Genomic DNA, 15,631 nt, shown 5'->3' with positions numbered 1-15,631 from the left:
GTCAGGCACCGTTCAGCGCATTTGCATCGGTTCGGATCTCGCCGTCGGCGGCGTGCCCGTTGCCGGTGTCGCCGCCGGCGACCAGCCCGTCACGGGCACGACCGTTCCGAGAGGCATCGTCCGAGCGAGCCGCCTGGATCGCCCAGTACACCGCCTCCGGGGTTGCGGGCGAAGCCAACTCGACGCTGGCCCCGCACGGTCCGAACGCGGCGGCGGCCTGCCGCAATGCCTCCCGCACCGAGAACGCCAGCATCAGCGGAGGCTCACCCACCGCCTTGGACCCGTACACCGAGCCCTCTTCGGTGGCGTTCTCCAGGAGCGTGACGTTGAACTCCTCGGGCATCTCCGAAAAGCTAGGCAACTTGTAGGTGCTCGCGGCCTGGGTCAGCAGCCGGCCGCGGTTCGGCCCGTCAGTGGCGTCCCAGCGCATGTCCTCGAGCGTCAGCCAGCCCGCCCCCTGCACGAAGCCACCCTCGACTTGACCGATGTCGATCAGCGGGGACAGGCTGTCGCCGACATCGTGCACGATGTCCACCCTCCGGATGCGGTACGCGCCGGTGAAGCCGTCCACCTCCACCTCGGCCGCGGCGGCGCCGTGGGAGAAGTACTTGAATGGCGAGCCCCTGAACGTCTTCGCGTCCCAGTGCAGCCCCTCAGTCCGGTAGAAGCCGGCCGCGGACAACTGAACTCGCTGGAAGTACGCGGTGCGCACCAGGTCGTCCCAGGCCAGCTGCCTGTCGCTGCCCAAGGTGCGCGCGACGCCCTCCACGATGCGCACATCCGAGGCATTCGAGCCCAGCTGCGAGGCGGCCACCTGCAGTAGCCGCTCGCGCAACTGCTCGCAGGCGTTCTTCACCGCCGCACCGTTGAGGTCCGCCCCGGAACTGGCGGCGGTGGCAGAAGTGTTGGGCACCTTGTCGGTTCGCGTCGGGGCCAACCGCACCTTGTGCAGCGGGATACCCAGCGTGGTCGCGGCCACCTGAAGCATCTTGGTGTGCAAGCCCTGGCCCATCTCGGTGCCGCCGTGGTTGATCAGGACCGAACCGTCCTTGTAGATCAGCACCAGCGCGCCGCCCTGGTTGAAGGCGGTGAGGTTGAACGAGATTCCGAACTTGACGCCGGTGACCGCGAGTGCCCGCTTGGTGTTCGGGTGTGCGGCATTGAAGGCGGCGATCTCGCGCTTGCGATCGGCGATGCCGCCGTTGTCCTGGACCTTCTGCCAGACGGCTGAGATCCGTTCGGGATGGACGACCGGCTGCCCGTACGGAGTCGCCTGACCCTTCTGGTAGAAGTTGCGCTCCCGCAATTCGATCGGGTCCAGGCCGAGCAGCGGCGCGCACCGGCCCATGATGTCCTCGATCACCAACATGCCCTGCGGTCCGCCGAAGCCGCGGAAGGCGGTATTGGAGACCTTGTTGGTCTTGGCGATACGACCGGCGATGCGCGCGTTGGGAATCCAGTAGGTGTTGTCGATGTGGCACAGCGCACGGGCCACCACCGGCTCGGACAGATCCAGGCTCCAGCCACCGTCTGCGGTCAAGGTGGCGTCCAATGCCCGGATGCGTCCGTCGGCGTCGAAGCCGATCTTCCACTGGGCATGGAATCCGTGCCGCTTACCGGACATGGTCAGATCCTGCGTCCGGTTGAGCCGCAGCCTAACCGGCCGGCCGGTCAGCTTGGCGCCGAGTGCGGCGACGGCCGCGAACCCGTGCGGTTGCATTTCCTTGCCGCCGAAGCCGCCGCCCATCCGCAGACACTGCACGGTTACTTCGTGGCTGTGCAGGCCGAGTACGTGCGCGACGATTTCCTGGGTCTCCGAAGGATGCTGGGTGCTGCTCTGGATGAACACCTGCTCGGCCTCGTCGATATGGGCCAGCGCCGCATGAGTCTCGAGGTAGAAGTGTTCCTGGTCGGAAAACTGGAACTCGCCGGTGAACACATGCGCGGAGTCGGCGAAGCCGGCGTCGACGTCGCCGGTCAGCATCACGGGCTGAGCGCCGTGAAAGCTGTCGGCCGCGAAGGCGTCCTGCAGCGTGACCACGGAGGTCAGTTCGTCGAGCTCCACCTCGACGGCCGCCGCACCGAGCCGGGCCGCCTCCAGGGTTTCGGCGAGCACCCATGCGACCGCGTGGCCGTAGAACATGACCTCGTTGGGGAACAGCGGTTCGTCATGCTTCATCCCGGCATCGTTGACGCCGGGTACGTCGGCACCGGTCAGGACGCGGACCACGCCAGGCACGGCGAGCGCGGGCTCGGTGTGCAGCGCGGTGATCCTGCCATGGGCCTTCATGACCTGGACCGGGTAGGCGTGCAGCACGTCCTTGGTGCGACAGACCAGGTCGTCGGTGTAGAGAGCGCTACCGGTGACGTGCAGGGTGGCGCTCTCGTGCGGCATCGATACGCCGACGGCAGGCTTTTCAGGGCGCTCGGACAAATGACTCATGGCGACACCGCCTCAGTGGTTTGCGCGTACAGCTTCAGCAGACTCTGGCCCAGCATCGCGGAACGGTAGAGCGCGCTGGCGCGGTGATCGTTCATCGGTGTGCCCTCGCCCCGCAGCGCCCGGGCCGCGGCCTCGACGGTCTCCGCCGACCATGGCCTGCCCTCCAGGGCCGCCTCGGTGGCGAGGGAGCGGATCGGGGTCGCGGCCACGCCGCCCAGGCCGATACGTGCCTTGCGGACGACCCCATCCTCGATGTCGAGCGCGAAAGCGACTGCCACGCTGGAGATGTCGTCGAAGCGCCGCTTGGCGATCTTGTGGAAGGCCACGACCTGCGACAAAGGCAGCGGGATGTGCACCGAGCGGATCAGCTCGCCCGGACGGCGCACGCTCTGCCGGTAACCGGTGAAGTAGTCCGCCAACGGGACCTCGCGCTCACCGTCGGCGTCGGCGAGCACCACCGACGCCTCCAGCGCGAGCAGCACCGGCGGGCTGTCACCGATGGGAGAGCCGGTACCCAGGTTGCCGCCGAGGGTCGCACTGTTGCGGATGAGCCGGGATGCGAACTGCGGGAACAGCTCGGCCAGCAGCGGGACGTCACCGTCCAGACGGCTTTCGATCTCGGTGAGCGTCAGCGCCGCCCCGATCTCGATGTGGTCGGATTCGACTCGCAGCTCCCGCAATTCGGACAGCCGGTCGATGGCGACCACGCAATCCGCCCTACGGGAACGGATATTCACCTCAACGCCCCAGTCGGTGGAGCCGGCGACCACCACCGCATCGGGCCGCCCGCGCAGCAACTCCAGCGTTTCGGCCAGGGTGCTCTTCCGAAGGAAAACACTGCTGTCCTGAATGTACTCGGTGGCCGCCGGTGCGGGCGGGGACTGCTCGCGACGCTGTGCCAGCGGGTCCTCCTCGGTGGGTGCACCGACGGCGAACGCGGCATCGCGAATCGGGCGGTACCCCGTGCAGCGGCACAGGTTTCCGCTCAGGGCGTGCAGGTCGAAACCGTTCGGACCGTGCTCGGCGTCAGTGCTGTCGTCCGAGTCCGCATGCGCGCAGCGCGTGGGTCGGTAGTACTCGGCGGCCATGCTGCAGATGAATCCCGGCGTGCAGTAACCGCATTGGGAGCCGCCGCGCACCGCCATCTCCTCCTGCACCGGGTGCAGGGTTGGCGGCTTGCCGGGTTCGCCGGCCGTGGCGAGACCCTCGGAGGTAATGATCTCCTGATCGTCGAGCGCCGCGACCGGGATCAGGCAGGCGTTGACCGCCACCCAGTCGGTGGGCTTGTTCACTCCGGGACGGGCCACCAGGATCGAGCAGGCTCCGCATTCACCCTCGGCGCAACCCTCCTTTGTTCCGGTGAGGCCACGCTCGCGCAGGAAATCCAGCGCTGTGGTGTGAGGCGCAGCCGGTGAAATCGGTGCTTCTTTCCCGTTGACCGTGATCCGCGCCGCTACCATGACAGGCCTTCTTTTCGGAGCGCGATCGGTCGATTCATCATGTTCGCCAATTTTCAGGCAGCTTTCTGTGTTCAGTCGCGCCACGTGAGAGGAGTGGGCGCAGAAAGGCACGTGACAGCGACGTGCTGGAAGGTGGTGCCGGGAATCCCGGAATGTGCCACGAACGGGCACATCAGAACGGCGTGCTCAGCAGCCGTGCGCGATCCGACCCGGAACCCAGACCGTGCACTGGGCGAGGCGACCGAGATCGGAGCTGGTGTACATCCGCTGGTCGCCTCCTTCCGGTAGTCATGGTTCGACGACTACCGCAAACTAGTGGCTCGGGTCACAGAGGTCAAGAGGTTGACCTCGGTGTCTCGAGGAACCGATCGGATTCGCGGCTGGGGCGCCACCGCTGGTTGGCCGAACGGACCGTGTGCACCACGAGGCGCTCTGTCTGTATCCCCGGCTCAGCCGGGAGGAACCCGGAAGGAGGTTTCTGGGCCGGATGACTTACCTGGATCCGAAAAGTGAGGGGGACAACAGCATGTCAGAAAAGCGGTGACCGGCCTCAGTTGTCGGAAACGGCATGCTGGGCGGCCCGCACGATATGGCAGAGACTGGATTGCCTGAAGCCAGATCTCCAGAAGATGCAAGCTTCCATCCGCCGGAATTGACAGCTGAAACCGGCGTCATGCTCTGCTCTGGCTCCTATGGTTGGCCAGGGTTCTTCCGGGGTGCGGGGCGATGCCCAGCGAGGACATTCAAGGATATGTGTGGGACGACTTTGTCGCGCTAGAACGTGCAGACAGGGACGAATGTGGGATCACCCATGGGATGCGATTCCTATGGCGACGGAGGCCTCGTGGCAGTCGCCGGAGTAACGACCGGCCAGGGAGGACGGGAAATCCGTCCACATCGAGCGAAGGAGGTCAGGTGATTCGGACACCACGGAATAGGGAGGTATGCGTAATGCGGAGCACCAAAACGGTGCTGGGTGTCCTGCGTGAACGCGGCAGGCGTGGCCTTCCGCGTGATGAGCTGTATCGGCAGCCTTTCATTCCGCAGTTGTATCCGCTGGCCTACGGGCGGATCTACGCCAATCATGGTGCGATGGCGCCCGGGGTCACGGATCCATGACCAGCGGCTTCCACGGCTGGTGCACAACATGCTCAAGGCCGGGTACCTGGAGGACTGGAATTGGGGTGCCACGCTCTCCGGAGCGCCGCAAGGCGAAGTGGCCTCCCCGGTCCTGTCCAACATCCACCTGCACATGCTGGACGAGTTTGTCGAGACAGTTCTGATTCCGGAGTAACCCCGAGGGAAGCGCCGGGCCAGGAATCCAGCGTATGGCGAAAGCCCGCTGGTGCGGCTATCGAGTCCAGGCCCGCGTGTTGCATCAGCGGATGGCCAGCCTGCCGAGCGCGGATCCGAACAGTCCGGGATATCGCAGACTGCGCTACATACGCTATGCGGACGATCATCTCGATACGGGCCTCACCGCGCGGCCGACCCAAGCACGCACACCGGGCATGACGAACCCCCTGTGCCCTGGCTCGTCTCCGATGTTGGTGTGTATGCCGTCGGCCCACACGTATTCGTAGTCTGGCTCTGTGAAGTCGCGACCTATGAGGGCGGCATGATCGACCTGCCCCGGGCCTCTGGCGAGTTGCCGGGCCGAAGTGGACTGAGGGAGCTGAGGTGCTCGGCATGGAGTGCCCAGTCCGCCCTGTACCCGAATGCCGTCCATCCCGCGTCCCGTGCCGGTTCAGGGCTGTACGAGATGGTCCGCAAGGGCGCCGGAAGTACGTCGAAAGTCATCGAGTCGCTTGTCCATGGCGGACAGTTCACCTTCCAGGATGGCCCGCAGGTCGGCGCACCAGTCGAATCCCGGCTGCCGGCCCCTGGCGCAGGGCAGTAGGGAACGGATCACCTCGGTGGACAGTCCCGCGTTCAGCAAGACTCGAACCTGCTGCACGGTGACCGCCGCCAGCACCTGAGATTCGCACAGCACTGGCCCTGGACCGACATGATCAGCGACGCCCTGGCACGGCTCGAAGCTCTCCTGAACCCCGGCTGACCAGCCAGTTCCCGCCCCTACGAGCAGCACCACCCCGACCGGAGCCGTGGAACCCGGCACCCACCCGACGCGACAGCCGGGCCATCAGCCTGACCACTACCAGCCCGAACAACCGAAACGGCCCGCCGAAGAAACCGGCGGACCGTCACGAAGGATCGACGCTGGTCTCTTGTGGTGCGATCACGCCCGCCCCGCATAAGGATCCCACTCCGTGCGGTGCCCCGCTACGCCCCTGTCCCTGCCTGTGTGCGGAGACAGGGCACTCCTCGGCGCTCCGGTCTGCTTCCCGACCCGAAAGCGCATGCTGCTCGGTCGTTTCGTCATCGCAATGACGACTGGCCGACAGCACGCCAGTTACTCGTGCGTGAATTTCTGACGTTCGGGCAGGTCAGCCGGTCTGGGTGTAGTGCTGGAGATAGAGGAAGATCGAATTCAGGCCCGATCCCACGTGAACGATGTGCAGTTGCCCACCCGACGAACCGAAGTCCCAGGCAGCGAGCCCCTGAACCTCGTCTCCCGCCTCGACGTCCTGGTGGAATTCGTAAGAGACCCCGCCGGAGACCGTATCGATCGAGTAGACCGACTTGGCCGAGTCATCCACGGAGGCATAGAGCCTTCCCTGCCACATCGCGGCACCCTGGATTCTGCTCAGGGGCTGCGACAACGTCACGGTTTTCACCACCGGAAGCGCCGAGCCAGCCGGAAGGGTCAGTAAATCGTCCAGGCTGTAGGCGACCAACCTGTTCGTGCCCTGCGCAGCGTCCTGAGTCCAGGGGGCGGTGTAGAGCAGTCCGGAGGCGGCATCCACCGCAACCCAAGGCACCCCGCCCGGCATCTGTTCAAGAGGCAGTTGCACATAGCGGCCCGTGTAGCTCAGGTCACTCGCTTTGTACAATGCCAACAGCGGGTGCTGATAGCCGTCGCCGTCCTCGATCGGGGCGACCACATAGCCGCCGTAGTACTCCACGTCCCCGATGTGATCGCTACCATACTTCCTGCTCAGCTCCAACGGAATCGGGAATGCCGACGACGCCACCTCCGAGTCGTTCGCGACAGTAGCCTTCACCATCCCGCCGGGCCCTGCGTAGTAGAAGTACATCCCGTCCGTCGCCACCCCCTGTCCGCGCTCCAGCGCGTTGAACCCGGTCCAGCGCTGATAGTCCGCCGTCCGTGTCCAGGCCGCTGCCATCGCGGGAGACGCTGCGCTCCCGATGAGTGTCGCGACCGCGAGCATCGCACCCGCAGCCATCCTGCCCAGCTTCATCTGGTATTCGCCCTTCTCTTGTTCCAGTATTCGCCGACCGTGTTGTCTCATGGAGAAAGGATTACAGCGGTACGGGTCGACGAGCGTCAATGCCGCGATTCGGCCTCAGTTCGCCATCTCGCTGGGGGCGTTCATCGGGTCTGCCGCTGATCTCGTGACGCGGCCGGATCAGTTCCTCAGGAGGATGCGAGTGCGGAGGAGGTCGAGCTTGGCCCGGGGACGGATACCCGTTCGGGGCCTGGGCCAAGAACCAGCGATTCGCCGCCCGGGCCGCGGACACCAACGCGCAGCGCCGGGAAGCCGGCCTCCCGGTCGAACCCATTGCGGGCGCATTGGCCGAGGCGCGGTGCGCGGCGTTGGAGGGACCGGTTCGACGGCGTCCGCATAGCCGACATCGCGGCCCACGCCGGCGACTCCGCAGCCTTGGTGCACTACCACTTCACCGGCCGCGACCGGCCGCTGACCGACACGCTCGCCCACTCCTTCACCCTCGCCGAAGCACGCCTGGAAAGCCGGACACAGAGCACCGACCGCGACACGCCCGCCGAACGTCTCGCCGACCTCATCGACTTCGGACTCCCGCTCACCCACGACGACGTCCTCGAATGCCGCCTGTGGAGCGAACTGGAGATCCGCTCCACCGGATCCGGCGAACTCACCACCGCCCACGCCGAAATACGCCGCCGCATCCTGACCCCGCTCGTCGCCTCCGTAGAAGACGGCCTGGACCGCGGCGACTTCCACGACTGCGCCCCCAACTGAAGCCGCTGGGCGGCGGGGACCGTCCCGACAGGCTGTCAGGACGGCACTGACGGCAGTGTGGTGGTCAAGCCCGGCACATGGCTCGACAGCACCCGCAAGTGCGCCGCGGAGCTCAGCGCGGAACGGCGAGCCAAACTCGACGGGCTCGGCATGCGCTGGTAAAAGGCAGACGGGGCGGCACACGGACTGAGGTCATTCACGGGGCGACCAGTTCGCCGAGCGGAGGCGTGCCGGCATCGGACGCGGGACGCGCGAGATGCAGTGCGGTGTGGAAATGGCCGGCCGATTCCTTGCCGTCCGGGTCATGGCCATGGGTGGTGACCGCGTCGATGGCGTATTGCTGCTCGGCAGCGCCGGTGAAGCGGCGTTGGGCGAAGGTGCGCCCGGCGTACGTCTCGGTGGTCAGACCGTGACCGGCCAAGTGCTCGGCGATGGGCGCGTAGGAGCCGGTACGCAGTACGAAGGCGGCGACCCACGGCAGTGTGCGGGCGCTCTCCAGGAGTGGCTGGAATGTGGCCCGGGACAGGAAGCTGGCACCACCCGTGATGGTGATGAGTCGGATGCTCCGGACCGCGTCCAGCAGGTCTCGGGTCGGCTGGGTGGCCTCCAGATTCTCGGCGAATCCGTCGTCGAGCAAGCCGACCGCTCGTGCGTAGGCGATGGCGTTGGGCGCGATATCGAGACCGATCACCGGAACGGCGTCCCGTCTACGGCGGGCGCGGAAGAAGGACCTGTCGTGCTCGGCCAGTTCCTCCGCGGTCATGGCCACCACCTGCGGCGACGTGTAGTGGGCATACAAGTCGTCCAGGGTCAGTTCGTGGTTGAGCAGAGCTGCGTTGACGCCGTAGGAACAGCACAGGTCCAGTACCGCTTCCCCCGGGGCTCGCAGCCGGAGTGCTGCCAGACGGCGGAAGATGTGCTGTGCGTGATGCGGTGTCCGGTAGCCGAACGCGCCGAGTTCACGGAAGAAGGCGCGTGGATCGGCCCGGTCGTAAATGTCGTCGAACGCTGTCATCGTGCGCTGCGCGGGCTCCCCCGCGCAGTCTTCCCGTACCTCGGCCATCACATGCTCCGTTCTGCCGGCCGGGCCGCCGTCCATGGTCGCCACAGCCTCCCGCACAGGGCGGGCCGGGGAAACAGGCCGCTGACGGATCCAGCCATTCCCGGCCGAACAACAGTGGGCAGACTTGGGGCCGTTCTGCGGTCACGACCCAGGCCAGGCCGAGGCCACCGTCCTGGTCCCGGCCTTCCGGGAAGCGCCACTGGAACGTCGGCTCCACGGCGTGTTCGCCCTGACCGCCGACGAAATCCCCCTTGCCGGCCCCGCGGCCGAGGTAGCGGGCCTGTGGTTCGCGGGAGCCTCCTGGGTGACCCACGCCAGAGGGATCGGCCGACAGATCGAAAACATGCTCCTGAAGACCGGCAACCTCCTCGTCGACCCCGAACGGCCGGCACCCGGCCGCTTCGCCACCTGGAGCGACGAAGAGATCCGCGCGACCGCACTCGGCCACTACCAAGGCATCTACGACGTTCAGTGACAGGCCTCACTCGAACAGCAACCTCATGCCATCCGCTGCGAACCCACGACCGCACGGTGCAACTGCTCGCAAGGGGAGGCAAGGCCGCCGCGTTCGATCGCCACGGAGCCGAACCGGATTGGCTCCCGGGACGACGCCGTCACACCGCCCGCCCGGGACCCCCTGCACCCACACCCGTCGCGACGAGACACGCCTGGTCGGGTTCCAACCGCCCGGTCGGTCCGTATGGCCACGGGCGGCGTGACGCAGCCGACCTGCGTCATCAGTGGCAGTGCCACCGTCCAGGACGGCATGAGTGCAGGTGCACAGCGGCCGGTGACGCGCTGGGCGAGCCGCCCGTCCAGGACCAGGTCGAACGCTTCGCCGGTGCGCCGGAGCGGGGCCTCGCGGGTGGCGAAGTGGTGGTGCACCACCGAATACGTCAACAGGGTGCTGTTGGGCAGATCGGTCGGCCGCAGTGTCGGGACGCCCGTGGGAGGGCCGTAGTAGGCGTGCACTTTGTGCGGGCGCAGGGCCGGCCGGGAGGAGTGGAACGTCCCGGTGCCGCCGCCGTCGTCGACGACGTCGGCCCCCCCATCCGCCGGTCAGTTCCCTGATCCGCTCCTCGAAGCCGTCGCCGGAGTGGACCAGCACGTGGTCGGCGCCGGCCTCCTTCGTGACGGGAGCCTTCCCCTCGCGGGAGACCTGCCCGATCACGCGGCCGCCATGGGCCTTGACCACCTGGGTGAGCAGCAGGCCCACCCCGCCCGCCGCCGCGTGCACCACGGCGGTGTCGCCCGGTCCGATCGGGTAGGTGTCGGTGCTCAGGTGGCTGGCGGTCAGGCCTTCCCGCGGATCGCCCTCGTCCGGCACCTGACCCCATACGGACCGTTCCCCTTGTGTGGTCCACATACATCCCCTCCCCTGTAGCCCCTTCCCTAGCGTGTGCGTCGCATCGGCATCGTGGCCAAGGAGGCAGGGACATGCGGTACAGATGGAACGCTGGGCGCCGGTGGTGGCTGCTGCCCGCCCTGCTCCTGGCAGTGGCGGCCGGGCTGCCGGCCACCGGCGGAAGCGCCGCGGCCGCCGAAGCACCCGCGTATCTCACCCTTGAGGCGAGCTACGGAGCCGGCACCGTCACCAACGGCTGGGAGCGTGTCGACCGCTATCTCGACACCACCAGCGGCTTCCGCGCCGAGGGCTATCCCTCGGACGGACGAGGCGACCAGGACGGCAAGCGAGTCACCTACTTCGGTGGCGCCTCCCGCCCGTCCTCGGGCCGCTTCCTCCTCTACTCCGCCCCCGGCTGGAACACAGGATCCCGCACGACGCCCGTCCTCCTCGTCCACGGCGCGAACGACACCGCGGACCGTGCCTGGGCCAACCCGGGCGAGTCGGGCGGCTACGGCTGCGGAGCCCTGTCCTGCCCATCGACCGGGCTGATGCAGTCTCTGTCCGCGCGCGGCCACCGCGTCTTCGCCGTCGGCTTCGCACACAAGCAGGGCGACAACCTGATGCAGGCGCAGATCGTCGGCGACGCCATCGCCGTCATCAAGGCGAAGCTGGGCGTGAGCAAGGTCGATCTGGTCGGCTGGAGCAAGGGCGAGATGTCGACCCGCGCGTATGTATCGTCCGTGAAGCCGAACTGGGGGCGGACATACGCCGGCGACGTACGGAAGCTGATCACGCTCGGCGGTCCGAACGGCGGCTACGACTACCCGTACGCCCACGGCTGGGCCCACGACTTCTCCGTCTGGCCCGAGTGCGGAGGAAAGATCAACGCCCCCTCCCCGCACTCCCACATGACCTGCTACGGCCAGTACACCGCGCACCCCGAGTTCTCGATGACGCCCTCCGGCGGATACGACAACTATCCCGGCCAGCGCCAGATGCTGGCACGCTGGGACGGCACATATGGAGTCGACGGCGCCGCACAGGACTGGTACACGACCTATTACGGCGGCCAGGGCTTCTACACCGCGGGCAGCGGCATCCAGGCCGCAATCGACACCGGATCGCTGATCGCACCGCTGCACAGCGCCGGGATACCTGCCTCCGTCACCACCTATCTACTGGCCGGCGGATCCCCCGACATCGTCGGCATCTTCAACGAGAACCGCGGACCCAGTGACGGCGTCGTCTTCATCTCCAGTGCGCTCGACACGACCGGCATCCCCACGATCGGCGGCAAGGCCACCATCACCACCGCCAACCACCTCGAACTGGGCTGGCACAGCGCAGCCATCTCCCAGGTCGCCACCTGGCTCTCCTGAAGGACCCGACATGGCCTCAATCCGCACCCGCCGCGTCTCCACCGGCCGGCTGACCGTCCAGATCCTCGACGTCCGGGACGAGGGCGAACCGGTCGTCTTCGTCCACGGCAACGTCTCCTCCTCCGCCTTCTGGCGCACCACCCTGCTCGCACTCCCGCAGCGCTACCGCCCCGTCGCAATGGACCTGCGCGGCTTCGGCGGCACGGACCCGCTGCCGGTCGACGCGACACGCGGACTGCTCGACTACACCGACGATCTCGCCGCGCTGCTCACCGCCCTCGAAATCGACCGGCCCCACCTGGTGGGCTGGTCCATGGGCGGAGGGGTGGTCATGCAGTACCTGCGGGACCACCCGGCCGCGGTGCGTTCACTGACCCTGGTCAGCCCCGTCTCCCCGTACGGCTTCGGCGGGACGCAAGGGCCGGACGGCACCCTCAACTCCCCCGACGGGGCTGGATCGGGCGGCGGCACGGCCAACCCCGAGTTCGTCCAGCTGCTCGCCAAGGGCGACCGCACCGAGGACTCGCCGCTCTCGCCCCGCACCGTCCTGGCGACCTGCTACGTCAAGCCGCCGATGCGCCCCGAGCACGAGGACGAGTACATCGATTCCATGCTCACCACACGGACCGGCGACTACCACTACCCGGGCGACAGCGCGCCATCCTCCGCCTGGCCGGGAATCGCGCCAGGCACCCGCGGGGTGCTCAACTGCCTTGCACCGACGTACTTCCGCATCGGCGACCTGCACGTGATCGATCCCAAGCCACCGGTGTTGTGGGTACGCGGAGAGGATGACGTCATCGTCTCCGACACCTCGATATTCGACCTGGCACACCTGGGCTCGATCGGCGCGGTGCCGGGCTGGGACGGGACCCCCGCCCAGCCGATGGTGGCGCAGACCCGTCATGTCCTGGACCAGTACGCGGCAGCCGGCGGCTCAGTACGGGAGGTCGCCGTTTCCGGGGCGGGACATTCGGCACACCTGGAACGCCCCGAGGAGTTCGGCGCAGCACTGTTGGGGATCCTGTCGGCATGATGTGTGCGTCACGCGTCCGGGCGCCGTCCGAAGCCGCCGGGACCCGGACGGGCCGGCGTCCTGCACAGGCAGTCAATTACGCCGCACCGTCTTTCGGCCCAAACCCCGCGAACCCCACGCCGACAAGGCAAACGACATCCCTGAACCGCGGAAGTGGCTGCGCGGTATACGCATCGGCGTCCGCATCGCCCGCATTCGCATCGAATCCAACGAACGGCTCGGGCGGTTTCCCATTCCGGCCGCCCCTTGCGGATGGCGTTCGCGCTCTCGAGCCGTAGGGCGGTCACCGGCTTCCCGGGCTGCTTCGGGCTCGGCAAGGTGAACGGGGTTGTGCAGGACAACTCCGTGGCCGCGATCACGGCGGCGCTCGTGCGTGGGTGCCCGGCGGCGTCGGCTGCCCCGGGCCCCTTGCCGCTCAGATGGCCAGAATGCCGCCGTCCACCGCCACATGACTGCCAGTGGCGAATGAGGAGCGGTCGCTCAGCAGCCACAGGGCCGCTTCCGCCACCTCTTGCGGCTCGGCCATCCGCTTTTGGATCTGGCGTGCGACGAATGCCTCCTCCAGGGCCGGATTGGCCGTCACCGCCGCGTTGATCATTTCCGTCCGGGTGGTGCCCACGATCAGGGAGTTGACGCGGATGCCGTACGCCCCGTACTCGGCAGCCGTGGCTTTCGTCAGGCCCAGGACGGCGTGCTTCGCCGCGACGTAGGGGGATGGTGCGCCGGTGGCGATGAGGCCCGCCGAACTGGCGGTGTTGACGATCGTCCCGTGGCCGGCGTCCAGCATGACGGGAATCTGACGGCGCAGGCAGTTCCATGTCCCACGTACATTGACATCCATGATGCGGTCGAAATCCTCTTCCGGCAGTTCGTGCGATCTGCCGAATGTGGAGCCGGCGTAGCCGGCGTTGTTGAAGGCGCCGTCGAGGCGGCCGAAGCGTTCGATGGCCGTCGCGACGGCGCGCTCGACATCGTCGGCCCGCGTCACGTCGCCGACGCTGCAGGCTGCTTGTCCGCCGGATGCCTCGATCTCATGGGTGAGGTCCTTGAGCCGGTCCTCGCGACGGGCCATGAGGACGACGGCCGCGCCTTCGGAGGCGAAGAGCCGCGCTGCGGCCTCGCCTATGCCGCTCGACGCTCCGGTGATCATCACGGTCCTGCCGGTCAGCAGGCCGGTGTTGTGCGCTGGGGGTGTCCGATCGTTCATGATGCGAGTAAACCTGAAGCGGCGGGCCGTCACACGACTTTCACCAGACGGCCGTTCGATTCGGTGATGTGGTGCGGACTCGATGGCGCATTGTGCTCTCAGGGTTGATGAGGCGAGTCCGGCGAGTGGCGACGTGAGGGTAGGCGCCGGCCTCCTGGTAGACGAAGCCGGTTGCCGGACGTGGCGGGCGGCGTGCGTTCGTCTCGGGCAAGAAGAAGCAGAACACGATGAAGGCCACCGTCATCGCCGACAACCGAGGCCGCACGTTATGGGTTGACGCCCTGCGGCCTGGCCGGATGCACGACGCGACCGCCGCACGCAACGAAGGCATCGACGCCTGCTTCCGGCACTTCTCCGACGTGGAGGTGCTCCTGGACGACCGCTGACTCGGGCTCCGCCGTGACCACCCCGGCCAGGCGGTGGCCGCGCCCCGGGAGGAGAGCGAGATCAGCCCGCCCGAAGTCCACGAAGCCCGCCTGCGAGCCCGCCACCAGCACTCCTCGAAGCGCATCACCGTTGAACATGCTCCCGACGACCACAAACGCTGGAAAAACTGACCCGCTGAACCCACCGACGAGACGTCCTGCCGGCCACCTACCAGGCCATCACTGGCCTCGTCTCCGACCGCACCGCGACAGCCTGATCAACACTCTCCCAGCAGCCCACCACACCCTCGCCGGACAAGCCGCTGTCCCTGGTGCTCACCAGGGTGGCCGCGCCGTAGATCCTGCGGGGCGGGCACCGCCGCACCGGAAGCTGGTACCTCTGATCTCCCCCAGCCGGTTGCGCCATGCCCCTGGAAGCATGCTGAGCGCCTGAAGACGGAGGACGGCCTGGGGGGGCCGTCAGGACGGCACTGCCGGGGGTGTGGTGGTCAAGCTCGGCACATGGCTCGACAACGTCCGCAAACGCGCCGCAAAACTCCCCGAGCAGCGCCGGGCGGACCTCGATGAGCTCGGGATGCGTTGGTAGCCGAACGGGAGCGGGGCGGTCCGGAGAAGCGGGCGTGGCCCCGGCTGACTTGCCCCCTGAGCCGCGACCATACACACGTACCGGCAACAGTCAGCGCCACGATGCGCCGGCCCAGCTGGGGGCCGGGCCGGCGCATCGTGCGTTACGGGCGCGGTATCTCTGTGGTGACCTGGTCGTACCGGACGAGACGAGGGGTGAAGGAATACGAGGGATGTCTCTCCTGGAGGCGTGCCGTGGCATCGTCGAGATACGCCCACATGTCGGCGGGGTCGGCGCCGACGCCGAACGTCGCGTCGTTCAGCACCTCCATGTCGGGACTCGCGATGTATGCCACGTACTTGAGGGTCTGGCTGCCGCCGGCCATGGTTGTCTCGGTCTCCTTCGAAGTGCTGTGTGGTGTGTTCCCGCCCTTGCCGCCCGTGGTGTCTGCGGCCTGTGCTGTTCCAGTTGTCGTGAGAATTGTCGATGCGGCAACTGCGCCAGTAGCACCCAAGAGTGCTCGCCGGGAAATGTCTGACACAGTTCTCCCCCTGCCTTGATGGCCCTCCCTGCGAGGGCTCACGGCTGACGTTACAACCACGTCCTCGCGGTGGAAGGACCATTGCGGTGACCAGGGTCTCGGCGCCGGAAGCTCCGCT

At 67.4% G+C, this 15,631-nt stretch carries 11 protein-coding genes and 2 pseudogenes; 6 read left to right on the top strand and 7 right to left on the bottom strand.

Features of this window, described 5'->3' with window-relative positions:
- Nucleotide 1: 1 nt before the first annotated feature.
- Nucleotides 2-2,443, bottom strand: a complete 2,442-nt coding sequence (gene xdhB, locus OG842_RS37945; protein ID WP_266734363.1) for a xanthine dehydrogenase molybdopterin binding subunit — start codon at nt 2,441-2,443, stop codon at nt 2-4.
- Nucleotides 2,440-3,903 (bottom strand): xanthine dehydrogenase small subunit, encoded by a 1,464-nt coding sequence (locus OG842_RS37940; protein ID WP_266737226.1) that lies wholly within the window; start codon nt 3,901-3,903, stop codon nt 2,440-2,442. Before OG842_RS37940 ends, xdhB begins: the two co-directional genes overlap by 4 nt.
- Before the next feature lie 951 nt (nt 3,904-4,854).
- Here OG842_RS37940 and OG842_RS37935 point away from each other — a divergent pair.
- Nucleotides 4,855-5,369: pseudogene (locus OG842_RS37935) on the top strand (maturase); the annotation flags it as partial.
- Between the two features lie 981 nt (nt 5,370-6,350).
- Here OG842_RS37935 and OG842_RS37930 read toward each other — a convergent pair.
- Complete coding sequence (locus tag OG842_RS37930) at nt 6,351-7,277, bottom strand: hypothetical protein (protein WP_328512615.1); 927 nt, start codon at nt 7,275-7,277, stop codon at nt 6,351-6,353.
- A gap of 372 nt (nt 7,278-7,649) precedes the next feature.
- Between OG842_RS37930 and OG842_RS37925 the strand changes: the two genes are divergently transcribed.
- Entirely contained in the window at nt 7,650-7,988 is a 339-nt protein-coding gene (locus OG842_RS37925) for a hypothetical protein (RefSeq protein WP_266734368.1), read from the top strand.
- A 196-nt stretch (nt 7,989-8,184) separates the two neighbouring features.
- Here the strand turns inward: OG842_RS37925 and OG842_RS37920 are convergent, their stop codons facing one another.
- Nucleotides 8,185-9,051 (bottom strand): hypothetical protein, encoded by an 867-nt coding sequence (locus OG842_RS37920; protein ID WP_266734369.1) that lies wholly within the window; start codon nt 9,049-9,051, stop codon nt 8,185-8,187.
- Nucleotides 9,052-9,271: 220 nt separating this feature from the next.
- On the opposite strand from OG842_RS37920, the gene OG842_RS37915 reads away from it, so the two are divergent.
- Nucleotides 9,272-9,526, top strand: coding sequence for a hypothetical protein (locus OG842_RS37915; RefSeq protein WP_266734371.1), 255 nt, complete (start codon nt 9,272-9,274; stop codon nt 9,524-9,526).
- A 6-nt stretch (nt 9,527-9,532) separates the two neighbouring features.
- Here OG842_RS37915 and OG842_RS37910 read toward each other — a convergent pair whose 3' ends face one another.
- Nucleotides 9,533-10,417 carry a zinc-binding dehydrogenase gene (locus OG842_RS37910; protein WP_266734372.1) on the bottom strand — a complete coding sequence of 295 codons (885 nt, stop codon included), beginning with the start codon at nt 10,415-10,417 and terminating at the stop codon, nt 9,533-9,535.
- A gap of 71 nt (nt 10,418-10,488) precedes the next feature.
- Here OG842_RS37910 and OG842_RS37905 point away from each other — a divergent pair, with 71 nt between their 5' ends.
- Entirely contained in the window at nt 10,489-11,778 is a 1,290-nt protein-coding gene (locus OG842_RS37905; RefSeq protein WP_266734374.1) for an esterase/lipase family protein, read from the top strand.
- 10 nt (nt 11,779-11,788) lie between these two features.
- Nucleotides 11,789-12,814: an alpha/beta hydrolase gene (locus tag OG842_RS37900; RefSeq protein WP_266734376.1), complete on the top strand. Its 1,026-nt coding sequence runs from the start codon at nt 11,789-11,791 to the stop codon at nt 12,812-12,814.
- A 415-nt stretch (nt 12,815-13,229) separates the two neighbouring features.
- Here the strand turns inward: OG842_RS37900 and OG842_RS37885 are convergent, their stop codons facing one another.
- Entirely contained in the window at nt 13,230-14,021 is a 792-nt protein-coding gene (locus OG842_RS37885) for an SDR family NAD(P)-dependent oxidoreductase (RefSeq protein WP_266737227.1), read from the bottom strand.
- A 164-nt stretch (nt 14,022-14,185) separates the two neighbouring features.
- Between OG842_RS37885 and OG842_RS37880 the strand changes: the two are divergent.
- A pseudogene (locus OG842_RS37880) lies at nt 14,186-14,664 on the top strand (transposase family protein); the annotation flags it as partial.
- Between the two features lie 471 nt (nt 14,665-15,135).
- On the opposite strand, the gene OG842_RS37875 reads toward OG842_RS37880, so the two are convergent.
- A complete protein-coding gene (locus OG842_RS37875; protein ID WP_266734377.1) occupies nt 15,136-15,357 on the bottom strand; it encodes a hypothetical protein in 222 nt (73 codons plus the stop codon).
- Nucleotides 15,358-15,631: the final 274 nt, after the last annotated feature.

It is taken from the genome of Streptomyces sp. NBC_00376, from assembly GCF_036077095.1.
Lineage (GTDB): Bacteria > Actinomycetota > Actinomycetes > Streptomycetales > Streptomycetaceae > Streptomyces.
The sequence above is the reverse complement of the archived record's forward strand: the minus strand, read 5'-3'. Positions and strand labels throughout refer to the sequence as shown.